Origin of the sequence: Salinicola acroporae (assembly GCF_003206615.1) — a bacterium.
In the GTDB taxonomy this organism is placed as follows: Bacteria; Pseudomonadota; Gammaproteobacteria; order Pseudomonadales; family Halomonadaceae; genus Salinicola; species Salinicola acroporae.
Map to the genome: position 1 here is coordinate 1 of NZ_PZJW01000001.1, position 24,274 is coordinate 24,274.

Annotated in this window: 18 protein-coding genes; 9 read left to right on the forward strand and 9 right to left on the reverse strand. The window is 62.6% G+C overall.

Going from position 1 to position 24,274, the window contains the following annotated elements; genetic code table 11:
- The first annotated feature begins 170 nt into the window (after positions 1 to 170).
- A complete protein-coding gene (locus tag DOM54_RS00005) occupies positions 171 to 440 on the forward strand; it encodes a PAAR domain-containing protein (protein ID WP_110598232.1) in 270 nt (89 codons plus the stop codon).
- Here the strand turns inward: DOM54_RS00005 and DOM54_RS00010 are convergent.
- The 9 genes from DOM54_RS00010 to tssJ all read right to left on the reverse strand — a co-directional run bounded on the left by DOM54_RS00010 (position 431) and on the right by tssJ (position 14,146).
- Positions 431 to 1,624: a hypothetical protein gene (locus DOM54_RS00010; protein ID WP_110714400.1), complete on the reverse strand. Its 1,194-nt coding sequence runs from the start codon at positions 1,622 to 1,624 to the stop codon at positions 431 to 433. The genes DOM54_RS00005 and DOM54_RS00010 overlap by 10 nt on opposite strands.
- A gap of 2 nt (positions 1,625 to 1,626) precedes the next feature.
- Entirely contained in the window at positions 1,627 to 2,745 is a 1,119-nt protein-coding gene (gene tssA / locus DOM54_RS00015; protein WP_110714603.1) for a type VI secretion system protein TssA, read from the reverse strand.
- Positions 2,746 to 2,997: 252 nt separating this feature from the next.
- A complete protein-coding gene (locus tag DOM54_RS00020) occupies positions 2,998 to 3,528 on the reverse strand; it encodes an Hcp family type VI secretion system effector (RefSeq protein ID WP_110714401.1) in 531 nt (176 codons plus the stop codon).
- 436 nt (positions 3,529 to 3,964) lie between these two features.
- Positions 3,965 to 6,457 (reverse strand): type VI secretion system membrane subunit TssM, encoded by a 2,493-nt coding sequence (gene tssM, locus DOM54_RS00025; RefSeq protein WP_110714402.1) that lies wholly within the window; start codon positions 6,455 to 6,457, stop codon positions 3,965 to 3,967.
- A gap of 26 nt (positions 6,458 to 6,483) precedes the next feature.
- On the reverse strand, positions 6,484 to 7,407 hold the full coding sequence (gene tagF, locus DOM54_RS00030; protein ID WP_110714403.1) for a type VI secretion system-associated protein TagF: 924 nt from the start codon (positions 7,405 to 7,407) through the stop codon (positions 6,484 to 6,486).
- A gap of 47 nt (positions 7,408 to 7,454) precedes the next feature.
- Positions 7,455 to 11,438: a type VI secretion protein IcmF/TssM N-terminal domain-containing protein gene (locus DOM54_RS00035; RefSeq protein WP_240613713.1), complete on the reverse strand. Its 3,984-nt coding sequence runs from the start codon at positions 11,436 to 11,438 to the stop codon at positions 7,455 to 7,457.
- 12 nt (positions 11,439 to 11,450) lie between these two features.
- Entirely contained in the window at positions 11,451 to 12,164 is a 714-nt protein-coding gene (icmH, locus tag DOM54_RS00040) for a type IVB secretion system protein IcmH/DotU (RefSeq protein ID WP_110598239.1), read from the reverse strand.
- On the reverse strand, positions 12,161 to 13,507 hold the full coding sequence (gene tssK, locus DOM54_RS00045) for a type VI secretion system baseplate subunit TssK (protein ID WP_110714404.1): 1,347 nt from the start codon (positions 13,505 to 13,507) through the stop codon (positions 12,161 to 12,163). The genes icmH and tssK overlap by 4 nt, the downstream gene beginning before the upstream one ends.
- Positions 13,508 to 13,600: 93 nt before the next feature.
- Entirely contained in the window at positions 13,601 to 14,146 is a 546-nt protein-coding gene (gene tssJ, locus DOM54_RS00050) for a type VI secretion system lipoprotein TssJ (protein WP_110714405.1), read from the reverse strand.
- Between the two features lie 186 nt (positions 14,147 to 14,332).
- Here tssJ and DOM54_RS00055 point away from each other — a divergent pair, with 186 nt between their 5' ends.
- The 8 genes from DOM54_RS00055 (at position 14,333) to tssH (ending at position 24,128) form a co-directional block, all read left to right on the forward strand.
- Positions 14,333 to 14,815 carry a copper resistance protein NlpE N-terminal domain-containing protein gene (locus tag DOM54_RS00055; protein WP_162619731.1) on the forward strand — a complete coding sequence of 161 codons (483 nt, stop codon included), beginning with the start codon at positions 14,333 to 14,335 and terminating at the stop codon, positions 14,813 to 14,815.
- Positions 14,816 to 15,104: 289 nt separating this feature from the next.
- Positions 15,105 to 15,860 (forward strand): hypothetical protein, encoded by a 756-nt coding sequence (locus tag DOM54_RS00060; protein ID WP_110714605.1) that lies wholly within the window; start codon positions 15,105 to 15,107, stop codon positions 15,858 to 15,860.
- 70 nt (positions 15,861 to 15,930) lie between these two features.
- Positions 15,931 to 16,464 carry a type VI secretion system contractile sheath small subunit gene (tssB, locus tag DOM54_RS00065; RefSeq protein ID WP_110598244.1) on the forward strand — a complete coding sequence of 178 codons (534 nt, stop codon included), beginning with the start codon at positions 15,931 to 15,933 and terminating at the stop codon, positions 16,462 to 16,464.
- A 12-nt stretch (positions 16,465 to 16,476) separates the two neighbouring features.
- Positions 16,477 to 17,976: a type VI secretion system contractile sheath large subunit gene (tssC, locus tag DOM54_RS00070; RefSeq protein ID WP_110598245.1), complete on the forward strand. Its 1,500-nt coding sequence runs from the start codon at positions 16,477 to 16,479 to the stop codon at positions 17,974 to 17,976.
- A gap of 122 nt (positions 17,977 to 18,098) precedes the next feature.
- A complete protein-coding gene (tssE, locus tag DOM54_RS00075) occupies positions 18,099 to 18,581 on the forward strand; it encodes a type VI secretion system baseplate subunit TssE (RefSeq protein WP_110714407.1) in 483 nt (160 codons plus the stop codon).
- Positions 18,581 to 20,416, forward strand: coding sequence for a type VI secretion system baseplate subunit TssF (tssF, locus tag DOM54_RS00080; RefSeq protein ID WP_110714408.1), 1,836 nt, complete (start codon positions 18,581 to 18,583; stop codon positions 20,414 to 20,416). Before tssE ends, tssF begins: the two co-directional genes overlap by 1 nt.
- Entirely contained in the window at positions 20,380 to 21,456 is a 1,077-nt protein-coding gene (gene tssG, locus DOM54_RS00085) for a type VI secretion system baseplate subunit TssG (protein WP_110714409.1), read from the forward strand. The genes tssF and tssG overlap by 37 nt, the downstream gene beginning before the upstream one ends.
- On the forward strand, positions 21,453 to 24,128 hold the full coding sequence (gene tssH / locus DOM54_RS00090; RefSeq protein WP_110714410.1) for a type VI secretion system ATPase TssH: 2,676 nt from the start codon (positions 21,453 to 21,455) through the stop codon (positions 24,126 to 24,128). The genes tssG and tssH overlap by 4 nt, the downstream gene beginning before the upstream one ends.
- Positions 24,129 to 24,274 lie beyond the last annotated feature (146 nt).

Here is a 24,274-nt window from a genome sequence, read left to right on the forward strand (position 1 = left end):
TATCGAAGGTGTCGAGTAAGCTATCCAGTGTCGTCTCTGCCATCTTGACCTCTCCGCCATCACACCACCCGCTGCTTGTACCGCCACGGTGTCGATGGCTAAATTAACGCTCGTTGATGAGCCCGCTTGGCCGGACTCGACCTCTCACACTTGCCAGGAAGCCCGGATCGATGAAAGGCATCGTTGTACTCGGTGACGCCACCAGCCACGGTGGCAAAGTCATTACCGCACAGAGCAACTATCTGATCGACGGCAAACCGGTTGCCTGTCTCGGCGACAAGGTCACCTGCCCGAAAGATGGTCACGGCAGCACCAACGCCATCGTCGAGGGTCATCCGACCATGAAGATCAACGGCAAGCCGGTTGCCCTGCATGGCCACAAGACCGCTTGCGGCGCCTCGCTGATCTCGTCACACAACGGTGACAGCGGTCACGAATGATCTTCGCCCTGCGCGGTTTCGGCCGCGCAGGATCGCAAGCTCCATACCGTTGAGCGGGTCTCGTCTTCCACGCGGATCACGACCGCGCTGTCCAGCGGCGAGAGCGGTGCCATCGCCAGTACCAGCGCCATCGCCGTCACCGCCTCGCCGGGCCAGCCACAGAACTGATCGACCCCCGCGCCATCGTCGATCATGTCGATCTCCGGCCAGCGCTCGATCAACGCACTGCCGATCTCCACTGCCCTGCCGGGCAGCCCCATGGCATCGATGACGACCCGTGCCGGGGCAGTGCTCGCGCCGTCGACAGGCGTATCCGCCCCCCTGGCCTCATCAGCGTCCGAGGCCGCGTCAGACGCAGGCCAGGCGTCCTTCAACAGCGCGAGCAACGTCTGGCGCTTGGCATGATCACGTTGAGCCGACCGGGCGGGATGATCACGGACGATACCGGTATCGATTCGCCAACCGGCATCGAAGTCGGCATCTTCGGGCAGCAGCCGCTGGATCAGCAGCGCCGCGACCGCTTCTCCCGCGTAAAGTCCCGGGCTGTTCGAGGAGCGATCCAGGACCCGACGATGCTGCAACGCGGCGACGTCCGCCTCGTTGAGCAGAGAGTCCGCACTGATCCACAGGACATAGGGCATACCGCCGTTATCGCCAACGTCCACTACGGTGTGCGGGTCGCCGCCTCGCGCGGTGTGACGTATTTCCCCCAGCGCCGAAGCATATTGTGTCTCGACGATGGCGGCCCGCAGACGCTCGACGACGATGGCGGTCGCTTCAGGTGAACGCAGTGGCGCCGTCAGTACCACATCGAAGGCGGCTTCTTCCGGTAGCGCCTCGAGCATCATCAGCGCTTCGATCACGATCGTCTGTATCAGTTCATGAAGCCGTAATGCCTTGGCTTCCAGACGGCTTAGCCGGGGCTCCTGGATAGGCGTGACATCGGCGACCCGGTGTACCAGCAGACGAAAACCGTCCGGACCATGGAGCGAGGGAGAAAGCGCTGGCGACTGTACGGCGGGCACTGCGCCGGCACCCACGAAGCCGGATGCGGTCAACGCCACGCAGTCAAGGAGCCGCAGTCTGTCGACGCGGTAGTCGCTACGGGCAGAGCTGATCTCTTCAACCGGCTCCGGAGGCTGTTGGCGCTGGTGAAGCAGATCGAAAATCGAGGCTCGAGACATGGTCAATAGTCATCATCCTTGGGCTGTGTACCCAGGGTGTCGCGGATGTTGTCGATGACGCCGTTGTCCTTGATCACGTCCTTGAGCCACTCTTCGAGCGGCATGCGGCCCCACTTCACCGCCCGCTCGATCAGGTAAGGCACCGGACTGTGGGGCTCGCGCTCCTTGAAGTAGCGCGCCACGCCGTTGAGCATCTCGAACGCTTCGTCGCGACTCTGGGGCTTGGTGCGCAGCGCACCCGCCGGTTCGGCCGCCGCGGGGGCCGACAGACTCGGCTCGACCCGGGTCGCGGCGGGCTCTTCCGCCTTCACCTCGGCGGCAGCCTCGGCATCGGCGCTGGCAGAGACGTCGGCCCCGCGCTCGCGCAGCAGTTTTTCGGTCAGGTCACGGCACTGCACCAGCACTTTCTGCAACCCGGCGAAGCTCGGCGCGTCGCGGCCGAAGCGCTGGTCGCCGATATCGTCCAGCTGCTCCAGCGCCACCAGGGTGGCGGCAATCACGGCGTGGCGCTGCTGCAGGAAGTCGGTACTGGTGAGCACCACCGAGCGCTGGAAGATCTCGTCGTTGATCTTGCCATCGCTGAGGGCGCGATCCATGGCATCGGGGTCGTTGCGCGCCTGGTTCTCGACCTGGCGCGACTCGTCGTAGTCGGCCAGCCCGTAGCCATCACTGTCGAGCAACGGCAGCGTGCGCACCACGCCGATCAGCGTATCGCCCAGCCAACTGAGGCGTGCCGAGCGCTCTTCGAGGTCATCCTCGTCGAGTTCGGGATAGAGGGTCTCCCAGTACTCGTCGAGCAAGCGGGCTTCGAGGGTCAGACCGAAGGCGATACCGTCGAAGCCCTCGCGGTGCGCCAGCCCCTCGCACAACCAGCCGGCGAGCTGGAGATCCTTGCTCTGCGCGATCAGCGCCTCGCTGGTGAGGTTGATCACCTGGCCCCAATCGGACTGCTTGAGTTCGGTCTGCCATTCACCCTGGGGCAGGTAGGTGGGGTCAGCGCGGCGCGCCTCCTTGATCTGGTCGAACAGCAGCGAGAAGGTCAGATCCTCCCCACCGGCATGGCTACCGCCTTCGATGGGCGAAAGGAGCGCATCGATGGAAAGTTCGCCGAGTTGATCCATAGCTTCGACCTCGTGATCGTTTCGCGTCGCGGTGAACTCCGGCGTCATCCAGCCAGCGACGGCATTGGCTCACGCAGAAAGGGCTCGCCCTGCCTGGGTCAACCAACGGCACTTCGGTTGCAGCCGGCCAGACCTCCCAACCCAACGCGCGAGACATCGCCAGGATCAGGCCGACCGGCAACATACCCACCTTCCGCCGCCACGGCCGGTGGGTATGTCATTGAACCGCCCCGGAGGGCGGTAGGCACAAGATCAGGCGTAGACCTTGTTGCGCGTGCGATCCCAGCCACCTGCGACATTACCGCCACCCTGGCCATCGGAACGTTTCTGCTGGGTGTAGGTGATCTTGATCCGCGCGTAGTTGAACTTGACGGTCTCGTACGGCAGATCGTGACGATCTTCGTTCTCGCTCTGCTCGAAGCCAGTCGAGGTGGAAGTACCTTCCATCTCGGTGGAAGAGACGATCACTTCCTCGAGCTTGATCTCCATGTAGCGGACCTTGTCGCCACCCGCGCGGTTGACGTGCAGCACCACTTCCTTGATGTGCTGCCCCTTGCAGCAGGATTCGAACAGCTTGGCAGAGGCCTTGTCGACGAACTTCTGAATACGGAATTCGCTCAGGTTGACGCGTTCTGCAGAAGCGCCACCGGATGAGCTAGCCGTTGCAGAAGTCGCTTGACTGGCACCAAAGTCGAAGCTCTTCAGTTCGATCCAATCCGGGTGCTTGTCATCCAGACTTTCACCGGGGATACCATCGATTTTGAGATATGCGTCAAAAGCCATTTTGCTGAGTTCTCCTAGTTTTTCACCTACAGGAAGACACCCTCATGAATAAGATCGGCCTAGGCCCATGCTCACGAGCGGCATCTCTTTGCCAATCTATCGCCCTGCGCCATGAAGGCGAAAGATATCCATGACCGAATCAACCGACTGTTTCTGTTAAAGAAATAGCACCCAATCGACCAACACTGTCGTTTTACGACAGGGTTTTCCCGTCATCTAAAGACCCTGTTTGTAGGAAATCGACGACACCATTAACAGCCAATTTCCTACATCACCGATATGTTTCTAAATGACGCTTACCGATGCAATTCCTCACAATATGTCGATTAACCCAGATTATATAGGGACTTCTTAAACTTTAAAGGCAATGAACACATTTAAATACACTTGATTCAATTTGTTACAATTAGACATCCACGACTGACGGTAATATCGCTCACTCCTGCTTCCTGACCTCGATCTCGACCCGGCGATTGGGCGCCAGGCAGTCGATCAGCTGCGCACGCGGTTGGCTGCGATCGCAGGTCACCAACGGACGCTCGCTCCCCGCCCCCTTGGCTTCGATCAGCCCCGCGGGGACCCCTTTGCCGATCAGGTACTGACGGATCGTCATGGCGCGCTGCAGCGAGAGCTGCTGGTTGGCCCGCTCGTTGCCGATCGGGTCGGCGTGGCCGGTGATCAGAATCTGTCCCAGGTCCTGCGTGTTGAGCAGCCGCTCGGCCAGCTCGTCCAGTTCCTTCTGGCCCGCGGTCTGCAATCCGGCGTAGTCGCCGCGCCCGAAAGCGAAGAGCGTGTCGGACTCCAGCACGATGGTCTCGGAGCTGGTCAACGTCTGCTCCAGAAGACTGTCGATGTAATTGCGACTGCTGGAGACCAGGAAGGCGTTGGCGGAGATTCGCGGCACATCGCTCTCATGGACCTGTCGACTGTAGAAGTCGAGCTGGCGCCCGGCGTAGCGATAGTCCGCCTGGTCCTCGTCGATCTCGGTACCGGTCCGTTGCTGGATCGCGGGATACCAGAACGCCGGCAATCGGGCCCGGAGCGTGTCCGAGTCGATGTCGCCACGATCGATGTCGGACATCATCAGATAGGTATCGAGGGTGGAGCGGCCGAACTTGGCCAGCGACTCCGCGCTGTTGTCACGGGGCCGTGCGTAGGGCGCGACGGTCTCCGGCCCCTCGACGGCGTGCAGTTCGTCGCTGTTGCGACGATAGACATCGATGGTGGTCAGGGTGAACAGGGAGCGCGTCAGGTTCTGCTCCACCGGCTCCAGCATCACCGGCTGCAGTTGATCGAAGTAGCGCTCGCGAATGGCCGGCTCGATTCGATCTCCCTGATAGAGCCCCCAGCCCATGGACCAGGGCACACCCTCGCCATGGCGACGCTGATAGTAGTGGCTGCCCCACTCTCTGAGCGCATCCAGGCTCGACCATCGCGCGTACTGTGACGGATGGCGGTCATCTTGTTCGACGGCGTCGGCGAAGGTTCCCGACATCGCCTCGATCTCGCTGTGGTTGCGCATGGCGGAGGTGATCCATAGCCCGCAGCAGAGGGCGCCGATCAGCCCCGCGACCAGCGTCCAGCGCAGCTTGCGGCGACGGCCTCGGACGTCGCTCGCATAGAGCCCGGCAAGATGTTGGTCGGCGATGATGACCTTGCGAAACAGGTTGGCGATGAAGAACGGGTGCTGGGTCTGCTCGCCGGCCAGCGCGTCGGGCCGGGCCAGGGAAAAATGACGGCCGACACGGCCGGCGTGCTCGCCCTCGATGACGTCTCCCCCTTGCAGCGCGCTGACGAAATAGAAGCCGCGCAGCAAGGGCGCACTCTGGTAAGGATTGGCGTTGGTCAGCGCTTCGACGAACCGGGCCAGCGGCTCGCGCAGGGCGGCCAGTTCGAGGGGGAACCGAAACGCAGCGACGTCCCGCCGCGTATCGACGATATCCCGCTGGACGATTTCATCGTCTCCCATCCGCTGCCAGTGTCGGCAGAGTGCCTCCAGAGCGGCGTCGAACTGCTGGCTCCAGTTCACGTCGCTGGGCTGCTGGTGCGGGAACGTATGCCCCAGCACGTCACTCTGGCGCTGCGGATCGAGACGCTCGAAGAACGTCGTGAACCCTTCGATCAGATCGCACTTGGTGAACACCAGATAGATCGGCAAGCGCGCTTCCAGATGCTCCCGCGCTTCCTGGATCCGTTCCCGCAGGCGCCGAGCCAGATTATTGCGCTGGGCGTCGCTGACCTGGACGACGTCGCTGATATTGACCGCGACGATCAGGCCGTTGAGCGGGCAGCGCCGCCGATGCTGCTTCAGCAGCGACAGGAACCCTTTCCACTTGCCGGCCTCCTCTTCGCTGTTCATGTACCGGCCCGCGGTATCCAGCAGGATGGCGTCGGAACTGAAGAACCAGTCGCAGTGACGGGTCCCGCCCATACCGGCGACACGCGCATTTTCCCGTTCGGCGAAGGGAAAATTGAGACCAGACTGATAGACCATTGTGCTCTTGCCGGCCGCCGGCTGGCCCACGACCATGTACCACGGCAGTGCATAGAGCGCGTCCTTGCCGTTACTGCCCTTCCCACGACCGCTTTTCTTCAGACGCTCGATGGTCTTGAGCAGCCGCTCGCGCAGCAGGCTGATCTCTTCCCGATCCTGCGGACTGGCATCCAGCACGGCGGCATCGGCATCCTCCATCAGCAGGTGTTCCAGATTGCGCTTCTGGCCTATGCCACGGTAGAGCAGCAGTACGTAGATCGCCGATACCAGCAGGAACAGGACGATCCCCGCCAGCAGGCTGGCCAGGGACGAAAAACCGAATGCTACGCCCAGCCGCCAGACCAGGAAGATGGCGGCGAAGAACAGCAGCCCCAGGATATAAGGCTGGTACTTGAAGAAGGCGTATTTCAGATAGGCGAGTTTCATACGTTTCATTAGCACATCTGCTCAATCTAGCTCGCTCACGGCGCCTGATGGCCGCTTGGAAAACGAGTCATGAAATCGGCCAGGTTCAGCCGGGTGTCCGGCAGCGGCAAGGTCCCCGGATGTGGTTCGTCGTCGGCGAACGGCGCCAGCACGTCAATGCAAAGGCGACGGTCATCGGGATTCGAGAGCACTTCAAAAAACGCCTCCGCGCTATGCCAGGCAGGCATCAGCAGCAGGCGCGGGCGCATGAAGTCGTCGATCAGCAGACTCATGACCGGCGCCCCGCCCCGGCAGGCGCTGCCCAGCCACTGCTGCCACAGGTCCGCCACCGGGCGTTTCAGCCCGCGCTCGGCAGGCAGCGGCAGCAGCACCGCCAGCGTGCTGCCCGCTTCCCAGCTCTCCAGCGCGTAGTGCAGACGATGCAGGCAAGCGCCGGCGATGAATTCCGGCCAGCCCCACTCCAGCGCCCGAGCGATGTCGTCGAAGCTGTAGTCCTGCAGGAATCGCTCGTGGATACGCTGATAAAGCGCCAGGTCCTGGTCGTTCCAGAGCCGCATCTCCTTGATCGCGACGGCCGGGTCGATCGGTGTCTGACCGTGTACCGAATCGGTCAGGATCTGCCGCGCCTGGCCGGCGAAGATCTCGCCCAGCGTGTGCAGGAACGGCAGCACCGATGGCCTCCCTTCTCCTTTCAACAGCTGAAAGATGAAAAACGGATAACGGCGCCCGGAAGCATCGGCGGAACTGATCATCGCGCCCATCACATCGCTGCCGTTGCGCGCGTGATAGTGAAAGAAGCAGACCGGCAACGCGTCGAATCGATGCATCCAGTCTTCGTGATCCAGAAATCGAACCAGCGCGCTCTGCAGCCACTGGTCGAGCTCCTGGATCACCGTGCCGGCGGCGTTTACCCCCACGAAATCGGCTTTCGAGGGAATCTTGCCAAAGCAGCCGATCATTCGGACCCCTTCCTCATCGCCTGTGCCACTCCTTCGCCACCCTGTCGTTACCGACCCATCGATGGGATGTTCAGAGACTTGATCCGCTTTAGATCCGATATCTGCACGCCACCGAAGTTACGGACGTCAAAGCTCACGGTCCCCATGTAGGTTCGCCAGCTGAAGCGCTGACGAGCGCTGTCGATCGAGGTGATATGGGCGCTCTCGATCATGCGCAGGAATCCCCACCGGTTGGGGTAATCGAAGACGGTGTGACGCTGACCGTTTCGATTGATGATATCCATGCGCGCACCGAAGGATTCGCCATTGCCCGGCCAGGTCAGCCGCTCCCAGGACTGGGTATTGTTGCGGTAATGCAGCCGCTGGCCATCGAGCGTCAGGATGATATCGGTCAGCCCCACCGTCGGGTTCATCTGCAGCTCGAAGCCGTTGCGCAGATCCGAGAGGCTGTCGATGACGCGGCCCAGCGCCGTCGCGTCATCGATACTGGAGAGCATGCGCGGATCGACCATCGGCGAGCGCTGTCCACTGCCAGAGCCGGCGAGATCGCCGATTTCGTTCTGGCGGAACTGGGAAAGTGCCCCCTGATCCGGGTCGATGAAATACTCCAGGTCCCGCACCGAGGCTTCATTGACCGAGTCGCTGACCGGATACCGGCCGGCCACCATCTGATCCCAGGGAGTGACGATCTTGTCATCCCAGGCGGCGTTGAGTTGATTCCTGGCAGGTTCGTTGAGCGCGGCCCAGGTGTCTTCGACCGGCACCCGGAACAGTGGCTCCAGCGCCTGCACCAGCGGCGCCCGCGAGGTATCCACCCGGGAGGCCACGAAGTTGCGCAGCCCGTTGATCTCGGTAGGCTGGCCCGAGAGCGTGGCCATGATCAGTGACTTGCTGCTACGCCCCACGTCCTGGGCGCTGCGGACGTTGTCGACCCGGACCTTGAGCTGACGCAGGTCGAGCAGGTACTGGTTGAGCACGGAGTTGTCGCTCCCCGTCGCCTCGTCCGCCGAGAGCATTCGCGTCACCGGCCGGAAGTGACGCGCCAGCGCACCATCGTTGATTCGCGGCAACGTCGCCAGATCCACCGCCGGTCCATTGCCGCCACTGCCATCGAAGACACTCATCACGCGGCCCCAGAAGCTCTGGTCCTGGGCCTTGCCGGCCGCCTGGCCTTCTTCGTCGCTCGCCTTGGGGTCATCCCAGCCGGTGTTGGCCTTGACCGCCTCCAGCACCTGTCGCAGCGGCGAACCCTGCAGGTCGCTCAACGCGGCCAGCCGGTCACTGGCCTGGTCGAGCGTATCGAAACGGGAGACATGGGTGTTGCCAAGAAAGCGCTCCCAGGCGATGGCGTAATCGCGCTTGTAGCGCGCCATCAACTGGCTGACGAAACGCGCCTTGGACTGGACGGCATCGTCGACGTCCTCGTCATCGAGAACCCAGTCGGACTCGCGCTGCAGATCGCCGGAGACGGTCTGAATGATCGCCGGGCGAAGATACTCGTCCCAGACCTGACGGGTATAGAAGGCAGGTACCGCGCGGCTGGAGTAGAACAGCCGGCCGGACATCTCCGGCGCCATTCTGGACAGCGTCAGCGGATCGTAGCGCTCCTCGACGTCGAGCTGATAGCGCAGGTACTCGCGGTCCACCAGGCTGCTGTCGATCAGGAAGGCGTTGAGACGCTCACGACTATCGGCGACCAGGCTGTCATCCCGCTCGAGCGCCGGTGCCGTCCCTTGCTGCAGGTAGTGAACGTAGAGCGCGGCGTTGTCCATGATGCTCTCACGGGAGCGTGACAGCCCGCGGCGACGCGCCGTCTCCTGCCACAGCCGCGGCAACGCCGACGCCACGAAGTCGCCCTGATCCTGGTGTGCCGCCGGATCGGTCAGAATCAGGTAGAGCTTGAGCGAGGAGTAGCTCTCGATCAGTTGCTCGACGTCCTCCTGGCTCAACCGGGTCAGCATCTCCTCGGACAGCGAGGGCCCTCGTTCACCGGAAAGCGCCAGCGTCGACTCGTCGCCATCGCCATTACCCACGGCGCTACCCAGCGTACTGGTGCGTTCACGCAACCCTTCTTCGAGTTCGGTCTCCGCGTTGCTGCGCGCGGAGTACCAGGCATCCCGGGCACTGTCCGTGGTTCGCGAGCGCAGTTCGCCGCGGGCACGACTGCCCAGTTCCGAGGCGCTGGTCGGCACGCTGCCCAGCGTCGGCCGCGAGGTGGAACGCTCACGCATCCGATCCATGGCGTCGCGACCGATCGCCTGACCGCGCTCTTCCATCGCGCCGGCATCCTGTCCGGTATCGGCCGGCGGCTCGACCTCGGCGCCAGTGGTATCGATGTCACCACCCGGCGTATCGAAACTGTCCAGAGAGCGCAGCTGCCGGGTCAGTTTCCACGCCAGCGGCTGGAGGACATCCTCCCGCAGCAGGTCCGACCAGGCCTGCTTCAGCGGCTCTCGCAGGGCTTCACCCTGGTAGAGCCCCAGATCCAGCTTGAGGGGCACGCCGTTCTCTCGATGCCGCTCGATGGCGGCCAGCTGCTGCTCCAGATCCCCAAGCAGCTCACGGCGCTCGTGAGGCTTCAGGCGGCCGGTGCTGTTGCCTGCCATGATCTCGTCCAGACGATGCTGGATATGATCGACCCACAACTTGTTGTTGTAGGCCGACCAGCCCTGAGCGGCGATGGCGGCAAGGCCCAGCACGCCCAGGGCGCCGATCATGAATGTCGGCAGGGTGCGCCGCTCGCCCCGTTGCGAGTAGTAGAGACTCAGGTTGCGGTCGGGAAAGACCACCTCGCGAAAGGTGTCGGTGATGAAGTAGCTCTTCTCTCCGCCACGCGCTGCAGTCGCGCCGGTCTCGCCCGGCGCCAACGCGAACTCGGCGCGAGTCTGGTCGTCCAGCAACGCGGGCAGCGCCGGCCCGGTCTGCAAGGCGCTGGTGAAATAGAGGCCTCGCAATACCGGCGCCTGCTCGCCCTGCTGCGGGATATCGAATTGCTCGAGGAAGTCGCTCAGGACGCCAAGCAGTTCGGCGAAGTAGTCTGGGAAGCGCAGCAGTTCACTGTCTGCCTCGGTACCCTCTTCGATCACTCGCCGGTCGACGCGTTGACGCAGTGTCGAGACCAACTTCGGGAAGCGCCGCTGGAAAGCGCTGATCACACCCTCGCGGCGCAACTCCTCCAGAGAGAAGGTCAGTCCCCAAGGACGCTGGCGTTCGGTGGCGTCAAGCGCCTCGAAGGTGCGGGTAAAGCCGGGCAACAGGTCCGTCTTGCTGAAGAAGAGGTAGACGGGGGGATTGATCCCTAGGCAACGGCGATATTCCACCACCCGACTCACCAGTTGCTCGGCAAGGGCATGGGCCTCCTGCCGCGATTGCTCGAGCAGTTCGGGCAGGCTGACGACCAGCACCAACCCGTTGATCGCCGGCTTGCGACGCTGCTTGCGCAGGGTCTTGAGGAAATCGGCGAACTCGCTGGCCGGCCGATCCTCGACGAGGTAGCGTCCGGCGGTATCGACCATCACCGCCTCGCGACTGAAGTACCAGTCACAGTGCTGTGTGCCGCTGACCGCGGAGAGGTTGCTGCCGCCGGCCATGGTCGCCGCCAGCGACGAACGAGTCAGCAGAGAGGTCTTGCCGGAAGCCGCCATGCCGATCACCAGATACCACGGCAGTTCGTAGAGCGATGCCTTGCCGCCATCCACCGAACGCGCCGCGCGCTGCATCGCCATGGCGTGCTTGAGGCGGTCGCTGAGGATCTGGTAATCGCCGGACTCGCTTTCGGCCGCTTCGCGATGCACCTCGAGCTCGACCAGGTTCTCGATACTGCGCTCGGCGCGGATGCGATGATATTGACGCATGACCACGACCAGCAGCCACACTGCGGTCACCAGCGCCATGGCAATGAAGATGAGCTCGCGCTCTTGCGTCAGCAGCGGCAGGATCAGTACGCAAAGTGCCAGACCCATCAACAGCAGCACGATGGAGAGCGGCCAGAAGCCTTTCAGCGAGCGCAGGAATCGAAGAAAACGCATCATCAAACTCGCTCGTCAGCGGGTGGAATTGAAAAGCTGCCGAATCTGCTCGATCAGCGAATCGGTCTCGCTGCCCAGCCACCAGCGCAGCCCGCCGTAGACGATCAGGCAGACCAGCACGATCCCCAGCAGGTAGACCCACAACGGGATCTCGTAGCGCAACAGCTGGCCCACCTGATCCGGCAGCTTCCAGCTTTCGTTGCGCTCGTCGCTCTGCTGTCGATAACGCGCGATGTCCTGCCCTAGCGTATTGGCGATGTAACGCAACTGATCCCGGTTCTCCAGGCTGTACTTGCCCTCGAAACCGAGCGCGAGACAGAGGTGATAGACCTCGAGCACGTCCAGGTTGGCGCGCACGTCGCTGCGCAGACTGTCGAGACGGTCGTAGAAGCCCTCGCCGGCAAGATGCACACCGAAATAGCGGTACTGGAACGGGTGCAGCTCGACATGCTCGCGAATGTTGCCCACCCCCCCCTTGAGCACGCTCTCGTCGAGGAAGGCGCAAAGTGCGTATTGGGCGTCCTTCACCGCATCGGCACTGTAATTCTCGGCCCTGGCCTTCTCCTCGAATTCACGCAGCCACTGATCGACACGTTCGAGGAAGCGCTCGACGCTTTCGGCCTGCTGACCGCGGCGCACCATCAGGACCATGGAGATGAAGTCACGCGACAGTGTCTTGAGCGTTTGCGGCTCGGCGATCTCGGAGGGATGAGCAAGGGCTTCGGTCATTTCATTACCGCCATCAGTTCAATGCTGAGATTCTTGAATCCGCTGGGGACGTAAAAGGCGATCGCCTGGGCGTCCATCATGCGTTCGTAAACGGCGCCATGGGGTTCGAGCGCGAAATAGTGGTTGTCCAGCCGCACCGGAATCGCGCTGGGCATGCGGGAGGCATGCGTCAACGTACCGCCCGGCATCGCGGTATTGACCACCACCTCGATGTCCTCCGGCGATCCGACCTTGAAGGCGCGCGGCACCAGTTCGAGGATCTGCGCACCGGGCATGTCGGCGTGGACGCTGATGTAGAAGTCGGCGCTCTTGAGCCGAGCGTCATTGAGCCGCCCGACATAGTAGGAAGGTCGCGTCTGCTCGAGAGGGATCGGAATGTACTGGTTGGGCACCACGATCTCGAGCAATTCCCGTACCACGCTTTCCAGCCCCAGCAAGGCCGGCGCCGGATCACGATGATCGTAGTCCGGGATGTCTCCCAGCTTGTGGGACATGGAGAACGTCATCAGGCTAGCGGCGAATTCGGCCAGAAAGCGATAGAGCGTTTCGGGATGCAGTCGCGGATGCGCCAGCAGGTGCGCCAGCTGCGGATAGGCCCGATTGATGGTGTAAAGCAGCCAGAACAGCGTGACATCACTAGAGCCGAACTCCGCCACCTGGTCGGCACGCTCGCGGCGACGGCCGGAAAGCGCCTCACTCCGCGCCTGAAGCATGCCGATCAGGCGATTGGCGATATCAAAAGGCAGCGAGACGGAATCGATATGCAGCGCCGGTGGCATGAAACGTTCGCTTTCGAGATTGAAGCCCCCGGCGGCGTTGCGCTTGAGCAGCGCGATCGGGCAATGGGTGAAGCCATCCAGGCTATCCCCCTCCATCAACAGGGTCGCGTTGAGTTCGAGCGTGCCCAGCTCGTTCTCCAGCGAGCCCTCGTTGAGATCGGGTCGCGTCTCGAAGCGCTGGACGTAACGACGCCCGCCGTGGCGCGGGGCGTCCTGGTCGAGATAACTCGGCGACCACGGTTCGAGCGTGCGCAATGCGGCGAATATCTTGACCTCTCCATTGCGAGCCAGCTCGTCGAGGCTTCGCCCCGGCGGAAGTGGATCGTGCTGGGGGGCATCGAGCAAGGTGCCATCGGGGAAAACCAGCTTGAGGCGGCTCAACCGTAATGTCCCCTGCTCGAGCGCCCCTTCGTCGAAGGCGATCTCCTGCACCCCCCACTGGAACGGGTGCTGGACCTGGCGCGACTCGGCCTGCTGGCGCTGATGGAATTCGTCCTGGTACTGAAAATGCTGGGGCAGAAGGAACATCCCTTCCGACCACATGATGCGGTTGTGTTTGCTCACGTCCCTGTCCCGTGCCTCTGAATACTGACGCCCGCCATGCGGTCGCCCTCCGAATCACAAGCTCCACCGACTACCGGCACAACGCCGGAAGGATTACTTGCCGAGCAGATCGTGACCACGCTCGACTTCGACGCGATCATCGAGGAGACGTAGCCGGACACCTTCCGAGGCGCTCAACAGGCCGTCGTTCCTGAGCTCTTCGCCGTCGAAGACCACATGCCAGTTGTCGCTGACGACATTTCGGAAAAAGGCGGCAACACCGACGAACTGGGCGTTAGGTGCCAGGGCGGCGACATCCACCTTCTGCTCACCCGGCAGCAGGGTCAGCTCGCGCTGGGACAGCAGAGTGTTTCCCAGCACGCTCTCGCCCTCGCTCCACAGCTGACGTGGCGAGGCCGTGGCGAAGGGAGCCTGCTCGCTCAGTTGGTAGATTCTGACGACGACGGACAAGGGCTCGCCATTGACATCCGGGTTGACCGATTCGTCACTATCGATGGTGACTCGCACCCGCTCCTGGTTGCCGAACAGATCCCCCGCCCAGGTATCTCCGAAGCGGTTGCCAACACGATCGGCAACACCGCAACCTGCCAGCAGAGCCATGCATAAACTCACTACCAAAACGCGTACGGACGCCATCATTGCCGTCTCTATTCACTCTATTATTTAGTCCCGAGAAAGCTCACGAAATCTGAACACCGAACAAGATTCGGCATCAATTTGTCTCGTGCGCCACACACCCTACCAGATTTAATGGCTATAATAAGCGTCGAATTTAACATTAGCTTACTCAGAAACATTTATTTACAAAAAGTTTGGGATCGACACATGAAAGCACAGTCCGCCAAATGGGTGCCGGTAGCCGCCTGCCTGTTGTTGAGTGCTTGCGCAGCCGGCCCTCAATCCCAGGTCAATTACGTCAAGGCTACCGAACGCTTCGAGGGCACCCTGCCCTGCAATGACTGCCGCGGGATCGACACCGACCTGATATTGCAGCGTGACGCCATCACCGGGGCGCCCCAAAGCTTCTACCTGCATGAGGTCAAGATCGACGCGCCCGGGGGAGAAAGAGTCAACTCCACTTGGGGAAAATGGTCTATAAATCAGGATATTAACGATTTCGAACGGCAGCTTTATGTGCTTAGTCCGGAGGTGGGAGAAGCGCGCGCCTACGTCAGAAAGGACAACGGCAATCTGCAGCCGCTGACGGATCAGGGCACGCCGGCAATCGATGACGAGGGCAAGAGCGTCGCCCTCGAAGTGTTGACCCCGGATCTATATCCCGCGGCAGCGACGGATGAGAACAATTGAATCGCGACTCGTGCTAGAGTGACGAGATAACCTTTAATTACACGGGATGTAAGAGATCGCCTACAACATTAATAGCAGATAACCTCGGAGCACCGTCTCGATTCTCCGATACAATACTTTGCGATTTCTGTTACTGGGTAGAATCTCGATCGTTAATCTATTGAGTCTTTCGGCGTCCTCGGCACAATGGGTCGCGAGCCGATGTCCAATGGAATGATACGAGTGGCCTCGATAACCCAATCGAGGCCAGGTCCATCTCGACGATATGACGTCGCACCGGGAATCGATCATGACGCAGTCCTTCGATGTTGATAGCTTCATCCGTTCGCGCAAACAGACGCGAGTGGTGTCGGATTTGCTCAAGGCGCAGGCGGGGGACTATCTCACGACCCTGGCGCCACTGGTGCGACCCCAGCCGCTGTTCGGCGAGTACCTGCAGGGAGCGCCTCGCGGTAGCGGCCGGGAGACTCAGCATCACTTCAAGGAGTTTCGCACCCTGTTCGACAAGCATGCGGCGCAGCGTCCGTTCAACCTGATGAACGAGCTCGAAGTACCGCTCAACATCATCAACTCCACGCCTGAGCTTTTCCCGCTCGAGTACGACCACGCCTTGCCGGGCGGCAGCACCGTGCGCGTGACCAGCCCTGCGCGCTGGGTGGTGGGTTACTCGTCATTCGACTTGAGCCGCTTTCGTCAGGTCGTCCGCGACCCCAATCGCAGTGGCTCGGAGCTGCACCGGTTCGTGGTGCACTACCTGATGCTGTTTCACTGCTTCAGCCGCGCCGCCGGCCTGGGTCGCCTTTTCAAAGGGCTGCGCTTCCCGGTTGGCTTCCAGCAACTGGACGATTTCGGCGAGCTCCCTTTCTGTGTCATCAGCTCGCCGGTCGCCTCGACCCTGCCGGCAGACGACGTGATCCGCCACAGCACCGAAATCTCCGGCAGTCGCAGCTTCGAAGAGCTGATCTACGAAGATGCGATCAATGCCATGCAGGACGATTTGCGGGAGCAACTGATATCCGCTGTCAGGGAGGCGCCGTCCGCCTGACCGCTAGGCGCAATCCAGCACGACCCATTCGAACCCCAACGAAGCCGCCATCTCAAGGGAGGATCCTTTCATGGCCAAGAACGAAAGCACTCAACACAAGCTGTCGCGCGTGAGGGCACCGCGAGTTCACCTGACCTACGACGTCGAGATCGGCGACAGCATCGAGAAGAAAGAACTGCCGTTCGTGGTCGGCGTCATGGGTGACTATTCCGGCAACCCGCTCGAGCCGCTGCCGCGGCTGAAGGATCGCAAGTTCGTCAATGTCGACCGCGACAACTTCGACAGCGTCATGAAGGGTGTCAAGCCGCGCTTGAGCTACCGCGTCGACAACACTCTCGCCAATGACGGCTCGCAGTTGCCGGTCGAGCTCAACTTCAAGCGCATGGAGGATTTCGAGCCGCAGGAAGTCGTGCGTCAGGTCGAGCCGCTGCGCAAGCTGCTGGAGGTTCGCAACAAGCTGGCCGATCTGCGCAACAAGATGGGTGGCAACGACAAGCTCGAAGAGCTGTTGATGGACGTGCTGCAGAACACCGACAAACTCCAGGCCCTGGGTGAAGAGCTGGGTCGTGAAGCCGCTGCGAAACCGCAGAGCGACAAGGAATAACGGGAGTCTTTCATGGCCGACAATCAGACCGACAACACGTCACAGACCGAAACCCAGGAAGTCTTCGCACCGGAGACTTCACTGCTGGACAGCATCATCTCCGAGAGCCGCGTGGCTCGCTCGGAGACCGAGCGCACCCGTACCCGTGACCTGATCGACGAGCTGGTCAATCAGGTGCTGGAGGGAGAAGTCACCCCGAGCAAGGACCTGATCGCGGTGCTCGACTCGCGTATCGCCGAGATCGACTCGCTGCTCTCGGATCAATTGAACGAGGTCATGCACGCCAGCGAATTCCAGCAGCTAGAAGCGTCCTGGCGCGGCCTCAAGTATCTGACGGATCAGTCCGAGACCAGCACCAACATGAAGATCCACATGTTGAACGCGTCCAAGAAGGACCTGGTCAAGGATCTCAAGTCGGCCTCCGAGTTCGACCAGAGCGCGCTGTTCAAGAAGGTCTACGAGGAAGAGTACGGCACCTTCGGCGGCGCCCCGTTCGGCATGATGATCGGCGACTACGAGTTCGGCCGCCATCCGCAGGACATGTACCTGCTGGAGCAGGTTTCCCATGTGGCGGCGGCGGCGCATGCGCCTTTCATCTCTTCGGCCTCGCCGGAACTGTTCGGCTGGGATTCGTTCACCGACATGACCGGGCCGCGGGATCTTTCCAAGATCTTCGATACCGTCGAATACGCCAAGTGGAAGTCCTTCCGCAATTCGGAAGATGCCCGCTATGTGGGCCTGACGCTGCCCCACGTGCTCGGCCGCCTGCCCTACGGCGAGGAAACCACGCCGGTGGAGGAGTTCAACTTCACCGAGAGCGTCGACGGCCGCGACCACAACAAGTACCTGTGGATGAACGCCGCCTATACCATGGGCGCGCGGGTCACCGATGCGTTCTCCAAGTACGGCTGGTGCGTGGCGATTCGTGGCGTCGAGGGCGGCGGCCTGGTCGAAGACCTGCCGACCCACACCTTCCAGACCGATGACGGCGAGGTGGCATTGAAGTGCCCCACCGAGATCTCGATCACCGACCGCCGCGAGAAGGAGCTTTCCGACCTGGGCTTCATCCCGCTGGTGCACTGCAAGGGCACCGACTACGCCGCCTTCTTCGGCACCCAGTCCGCCCAGTTGCCCAAGCAGTACAACACCGATGTGGCCAACGCCAATGCTCGGCTCTCCTCGCAGCTGCAGTACATCTTCGCCACCTCGCGTATCGCTCACTTCATGAAGGCGATCATGCGCGACAAGGTCGGCAGTTTCGCGTCGCGCCAGAACGTGGAGGATTACCTCAACGAATGGCTGTCGCAGTACGTGCTGCTGGACGACAACGCCGGCCAGGAAGCCAAGGCCAAGTACCCGCTGCGCGAAGCGCGCGTGGAAGTCGCCGAGGTCCCCGGCAAGCCCGGCGCCTACAAGGCGGTCACCTTCCTGCGGCCGCACTACCAGCTCGATGAGCTGACCGCATCGCTGCGCCTGGTCTCAGAACTGCCGCAATCGACCCGCGGCTCCTGATCCGCACGACCGAAGACGGGCATCGGTCAAGTACCGGTGCCCGCCGGCGAATCCGAGGCGATGTCCAGGAAGCACGGCGCGCGGGACGGTGCCGCCACGATCCATCGTGAGATGAGGATGAAATGAGCGAACCCTTGCAGATGGTTCCGACCCTGCTCGACCGTCTACTCGACGACGAGCCGCAGCACTCGACCGAGGCGCAACCCGGCCATCGCTGCTCGCTGGCCGACTACAAGAACTCGGTGGTGCGCGATCTCGAACTCCTGGTCAATACCCGCCGGGAGCTGGTGGCCGACGGGCTCGATGGCTGGCCGTCACTGCAGGGCACCCTGCTCGACTACGGCCTGCCGGACTTCATCAGCCGTGGCGTCCGCAGCACCGAGGATCGCCGGCTGATCCAACGCCAGCTCGAACGCACCATCGAACAGGGCGACAAGCGCTTCAGCAGCGTGCGCGTGCAGCTGCTCAACCAGGACAGCCACGACCGTATTCTCCAGTTCCGCATCGAAGCCGTGCTGTCGCTGAGCGAAGCGAGTCAGCGCGTGGCCTTCGATGCAGTACTGCAAGTCAACACTCGCCAATACAAGGTGCAGAACCTGATCTGATGCTCGACGACCTGCTGCCCTACTACGAGAAGGAACTCTCTCACCTGCGTTTTCTAGGTCAGGAGTTCGCTCAACGGTATCCGAAAATCGCCTCGCGGCTGCTGCTCGAGGGGGACTACTGCGAGGATCCCCACGCCGAGCGGATGATCGAGTCCTTCGCCTTCCTCAGCGCCCGGGTACACAAGAAGCTCGACGACGACTTTCCCGAGATCGTCGAGGCGTTTCTCGACGTGCTCTACCCGCACTACCTGCGTCCGACACCGGCACTGTCGATCGTCGAGTTCGACCCAGGGGCACAGACCTCCCTGACCGGCGCGTATCACCTGCCCCGCCATACCGCGCTGCACTCGCGCCCGGTGGAGGACTCCTTCTGCCGCTTCCGTACCTGCTACCCGGTGGATGTCTGGCCGGTGGCGGTGAGCGGCGCTGAACTGAGCCGACTGGAGCGCTCGTCGTTCAATGCTCACGGCAATGACAACGTCGCCAAGCTGACCTTGTCGCTCGAGAGTCTCGGCAATACCGATTTCGGCAAGCTGGGCATGGATCGCCTGAGATTCTTCCTCGACGGGGAAGGGACTCTCATGCACCCGCTCTACGAGTTGCTGTTCAACAACGTGGCGCGGATCTCGGTCAGTTTCGTCGATGCCGGCCAGCAGCGTGAAATCGGGCTGGCGCCGGATGCCATCACCCCCGTCGGCTTCGGTCACGACGAAGGCCTGATCGACTACTCCGAGCGGTCGTTCCTGGGCTACCGCCTGCTTCACGAGTACTTCACCTTCCCCGAGAAGTTCCTGTTCTTCGACCTGAACGGGCTGGCTCGCCCTCTTGCCGGCAAGCCGGTGACCCAGGTCCAGATTCACTTCCTGTTTCGCGACTACGATCAGCACGAGCGTCTCGCTCGGCTGGCGCAGACCGTGGGACGTCACAATTTCCGCCTCGGCTGCACCCCGGTTGTCAACCTGTTCCCGCAGCAGGCCGAGCCGATCAAGCTCAGCCACACGCGCCATGAATATCCGGTGGTGCCGGACGTACGCCATTCCCGCTCCACCGAGATCGTGTCGATCGACGAGGTCACCCGGGTCATTCGCACCGCGATGCAGGACGAGGTGGCGCCCTGCCTGCCTTTCTTCGAACCGCGGGACAGCGAAAAGCAGGCTCGCCAGAGTTACTGGATCGCGCGACGGGTCGCCTCGGAAAATGCCCGCGACCCGGGCACCGAAATGCGCCTGAGGGTGGTCGATCGCGAACTGGAGATGCTCGACGCCAGCAGCGACACCCTGAGCCTCAAGCTCACCTGCAGCAATCGCGACCTCCCGCAGTTGATGACCTTCGGCCATCCGCAAGGGGATTTCACCCTCGAGCGTGAGCAGGTGGTGCAGCAGATCCGCTGCCTGCGCAAACCGACGGCCCCGGTACGCCCGCCCATGGGCAAGGGCCTGATCTGGCGCCTGGTCTCGCACCTGTCGCTCAACCATTTGTCGCTGGTTTCCGACGGCCGCGAGGCGCTGATGGAGCTGCTGATGCTCTACAACTATCGCCAGGCTTCGGCGATCCGCAAGCAGATCAACGGCATCGCCTCGATCGCGAGCGAACCGGTGATGACGCGCATCGGTCATCCGCGCCCCGCCTTCGTGCGCGGCACCGGCATCACCCTGGAGCTCGACGAAAGCCAGTTCACCGGCAGCGGCATCTACCTGTTCGGCATGGTGCTGGACCACTTTTTCGGCCAGTACTGCAGCCTCAACAGTTTCACCCAACTCACCCTGCGCTCTCGTCAGCGCGAACAGCGAGTCGCCCAATGGAAGCCGAGAACCGGTACTCAGCCCCTGGTCTGATCGATCAGGCCCGCGCCGAGCCCTGGCGATTCGGGTTCTTCCAGCTCGTGCGCCTGCTGCGGCTGCACTACAGCCGCACCGGACGTATCGACCCCGAAAACCGCCCCCACCAGGATCCGCTGCGATTTCGCTCGCTGCTGTCGCTGAACTTCCCGCCCAGCGAGATCAGCGACCTCTCCTTCGAGAGCGACAAGGTCCGTTCTGCCAGCGGCGATCCGCTGAGCGAGATCCAGGTCACGTTCATGGGACTGGTGGGGCCGTCCGGGGTCCTGCCGCGCCCCTATACCGAACTGCTGATCAACCGCCATATCGAGAAGCGCGACGATGCCGCCCATGCGTTCATGGACTTCTTCTCGCACCGGATGACGGCGCTGTTCTACGAGGCGTGGCAGAAGTATCGCTTCCATATCGAATACGAGCGCAAGGGCAGCGCGGATTTCGAAAACTGGCTGCTGCACCTGGTGGGCTTCACGCCCACCACGCTGGAGAAAAGTCTCGCCCGCGACGACGCGCCCGGCTCATTGCGCCGTGACCTGTTCAGCTGGTTTTCCGGGCTGTGGTCGCAGCGGCCGCGCAATCCGAGCAACCTGCAGTCGATTCTGGAGTACACCTTCCAGCTGCCCTGCCGGGTCGATTCGTTCGCTGGCCGCTGGATACGCCTTGATCCGGCGCAGTACACCCGCCTCGGCCAGGCCAACGCCAGGCTCGGAGAGAGCGCCGTGGCCGGCACCCGGGTGCGTGACTATCAATCCGCCTTTCGCGTCTCGTTCGGGCCGCTGAGCCTGAGCGCCTACCGCTCGCTACTGCCGGACACCGAAGCGCACCGGAAGCTGGTCAAGCTGGTGCGTTTCTACGCCGGCATCGAACTCGACTTCGAAATCGAGTTGATTCTCGACAGGCACAGCATTCCCGCCCCCCAACTGGGTGCGGGCGGCAGTATCAACCTGGGGCGGCTGGGTTGGCTCCAACCCTCCGACCGACCGGCCGCCTCCCACGGCCATGCACTCTTCGACATTCCCTACGACGGAGCCACGGCGTGAGTCTCAAATCCCTTTTCGACAAGCTCAACGATCCCTGCCGCGAAGCCACCGAAGGCGCAGCGGCACTGTGCCTGGCCGAGCGCCAGTACGACGTCGATATCGAGCACCTGCTGCTCAAGCTGCTCGACAGCGACGACAACGACTTCCTGCGCATCGCCCGGCACTACGACGTGTCGCTCGATCGCCTGGCGACGCAGCTCGAGGAGACGGTCTCCACCTTCAAGACCGGCAACACCCGAACGCCCGCCCTGTCGCCACGCATTACCCGGCTGATCGAGCGCGCCTGGGTGATCGCCTCGATCGATCACGGCGAGGCCCAGATTCGCGGCGGCCACCTGCTGCTGGCGCTGCTCAAGGACGACGAACTACGTCGGGTATTGCTGGATGGCGCCCGTGAACTCGAGCGGATCAACGTCGACGACCTGCAGGCGCATCTCGACGACCTGATCGGCGGCAGCAGCGAAGATCAGCACGTGCGCCCGCTCGGCGAGGGAACGAACGCCAGTGGCCAGAGCCCGAGCGCCGGCCAGTCCCCGGACACCAAGCCCGGTGGCGGCCGCCCCGGCAAGAGCAAGACCCCGGCGCTGGACCAGTACACCATCGACCTGACCGGCAATGCCCGCGCCGGTCGCATCGACCCGGTGCTCGGCCGCGAGGAGGAAGTGCGCCAGATGGTGGACATCCTCACCCGGCGCCGCCAGAACAACCCGATCCTTACCGGCGAAGCGGGTGTCGGCAAGACCGCCGTGGTGGAAGGTCTGGCACTGCGCATCGTCAACGGCGATGTGCCACCGCCGCTCAAGAACGTCGAGCTGCGCACCCTCGATCTGGGGCTCCTGCAAGCCGGCGCCGGGGTCAAGGGCGAGTTCGAGAGCCGACTCAAGAACGTGATCGAGGAGACCAAGCGCAGCCTGCATCCGATCATCCTGTTCATCGATGAAGCCCACACCCTGATCGGCAGTGGTGGCCAGGCCGGCCAAGGCGATGCTGCCAATCTGCTCAAGCCGGCGCTGGCGCGCGGCGAACTGCGCACCATTGCCGCCACCACCTGGGCGGAGTACAAGAAGTACTTCGAGAAGGATGCGGCGCTGGCCCGGCGATTCCAGGTGGTCAAGGTCGAGGAGCCGGCCGAACCAGTGGCCATCAACATGCTGCGCGGCCTGAACGAACGCATGCAGGATCACCACAAGGTGACCATTCTCGACGACGCCATCGTCCAGGCCGTTCGCCTGTCGCACCGCTACATCACCGGCCGCCAACTGCCGGACAAGGCCGTCAGCGTGCTCGATACCGCCTGCGCCCGGGTCGCCCTGGCGCAATCCTCGCAGCCGGCGGCGCTGGAGGACGCCCACCGTCGCGTCGACAACCTCAACAGCGAAATCGCCGTTCTCCAGCGCGAACAGCGTGAAGGCAGCGATCACGCGGAAACCCTCACTGCGCTCGACGAACAGCTCACCGCGACACGCGGCGAGATCGACGATCTCAGCGCGCGCTGGGAGCGCGAGCAGGAAGTCGTGACGCGCCTCAAGGGATTGGAAGCGGAACGCGAATCCATCGAGGCCGGCCAGCAGGACGGCGATACCGACGCGTTGAGCCGGCAGATCGGCGAGGTCCGGCGCGAACTGGCCGCGATTCAGGGTGAGCATTCTCTGGTGCACGGCCATGTCGACGGCAACGTGATTGCCGAGGTGATCTCCAACTGGACCGGCATTCCACTCGGCAAGATGATGCGCGACGAGATCGCCACCGTACAGCGCCTGCCGGAGCTGCTTGGCGAGCGCGTGCTGGGCCAGGACCACGCCCTGGCCGAGATCGGCAAGCGCATCGCCATTTCACGCGCGCGGATGGAGGACCCCAACAAGCCGATCGGCGTCTTTCTGCTACTCGGCCCCAGCGGCGTCGGCAAGACAGAAACCGCGCTATCGCTGGCCGACACCCTCTACGGTGGCGAGCGCAACGTCATCACCATCAACATGTCCGAGTACCAGGAAGCGCACACCGTCTCCAGCCTCAAGGGCTCGCCCCCCGGCTACGTCGGCTACGGCGAGGGGGGCGTGCTGACCGAAGCAGTGCGCCGCAAGCCCTATAGCGTGGTGCTGCTGGACGAAGTCGAGAAAGCCCACCCGGACGTGCTGGAGCTGTTCTTCCAGGTGTTCGACAAGGGCGTGCTGGATGATGGCGAAGGCCGCGAAATCAACTTCCGCAATACCGTGATCCTGCTCACCTCCAACGTCGGCACCGACGACATCATGCAGCAGTGCCTGGGCGTCGAGTCCCTGCCCGCGCCGGATGCGATCGTCGAAAGCCTGCGCGATCAGCTCAACGCGGTGTTCAAGCCAGCGTTCCTGGGCCGGTTGAACATCATCCCCTACTACCCGGTGCAGAAAGAGATTCTGCACAACATCGTTCGGCTCAAGCTCGACCGCATCAAGCACCGCTTCGAATACAACCATCGCGCCGAGTTCGAGTACGACCCGGCAATCATCGAAGCCGTCGCCGAGCGCTGCACCGACAGCGACAGCGGCGCACGCAATATCGACAACATCCTCTCCGGCAGCCTGATGCCAACCGTCGCCGCCCAGGTACTGGACAAGATGGCCAATGGAGAGGCGATAGAGAAACTGACGGTCAGCCTCGACGACCAGGGGGAGTTCGCTTACGCGCTGAGCTGAGTCAGCAGCATAGCGAGACGCTAGCGTCCCTGGCGGCCGTGTGCCATCGGGGACGCTTGCCATTTGGCAGGCGACGGTCATCCACCAAAGTCGTATTCAGCGAAACCAAAGCCCCCTGCCACGAAAGACAGATTTCCCCCGATATC

Coding starts and splice junctions, on each gene's coding strand:
- tagF (WP_110714403.1), bottom strand. CDS start 7,407: ATGATCGGCTGCTTTGGCAAGATTCCCTCGAAAGCCGATTTCGTGGGG.
- tssC (WP_110598245.1), top strand. CDS start 16,477: ATGGCCGACAATCAGACCGACAACACGTCACAGACCGAAACCCAGGAA.
- DOM54_RS00020 (WP_110714401.1), bottom strand. CDS start 3,528: ATGGCTTTTGACGCATATCTCAAAATCGATGGTATCCCCGGTGAAAGT.
- tssM (WP_110714402.1), bottom strand. CDS start 6,457: ATGAAACGTATGAAACTCGCCTATCTGAAATACGCCTTCTTCAAGTAC.
- icmH (WP_110598239.1), bottom strand. CDS start 12,164: ATGACCGAAGCCCTTGCTCATCCCTCCGAGATCGCCGAGCCGCAAACG.
- tssJ (WP_110714405.1), bottom strand. CDS start 14,146: ATGATGGCGTCCGTACGCGTTTTGGTAGTGAGTTTATGCATGGCTCTG.
- DOM54_RS00035 (WP_240613713.1), bottom strand. CDS start 11,438: ATGATGCGTTTTCTTCGATTCCTGCGCTCGCTGAAAGGCTTCTGGCCG.
- DOM54_RS00005 (WP_110598232.1), top strand. CDS start 171: ATGAAAGGCATCGTTGTACTCGGTGACGCCACCAGCCACGGTGGCAAA.
- tssA (WP_110714603.1), bottom strand. CDS start 2,745: ATGGATCAACTCGGCGAACTTTCCATCGATGCGCTCCTTTCGCCCATC.
- tssG (WP_110714409.1), top strand. CDS start 20,380: ATGGAAGCCGAGAACCGGTACTCAGCCCCTGGTCTGATCGATCAGGCC.
- tssE (WP_110714407.1), top strand. CDS start 18,099: ATGAGCGAACCCTTGCAGATGGTTCCGACCCTGCTCGACCGTCTACTC.
- DOM54_RS00060 (WP_110714605.1), top strand. CDS start 15,105: ATGACGCAGTCCTTCGATGTTGATAGCTTCATCCGTTCGCGCAAACAG.
- DOM54_RS00055 (WP_162619731.1), top strand. CDS start 14,333: ATGAAAGCACAGTCCGCCAAATGGGTGCCGGTAGCCGCCTGCCTGTTG.
- DOM54_RS00010 (WP_110714400.1), bottom strand. CDS start 1,624: ATGTCTCGAGCCTCGATTTTCGATCTGCTTCACCAGCGCCAACAGCCT.
- tssF (WP_110714408.1), top strand. CDS start 18,581: ATGCTCGACGACCTGCTGCCCTACTACGAGAAGGAACTCTCTCACCTG.
- tssB (WP_110598244.1), top strand. CDS start 15,931: ATGGCCAAGAACGAAAGCACTCAACACAAGCTGTCGCGCGTGAGGGCA.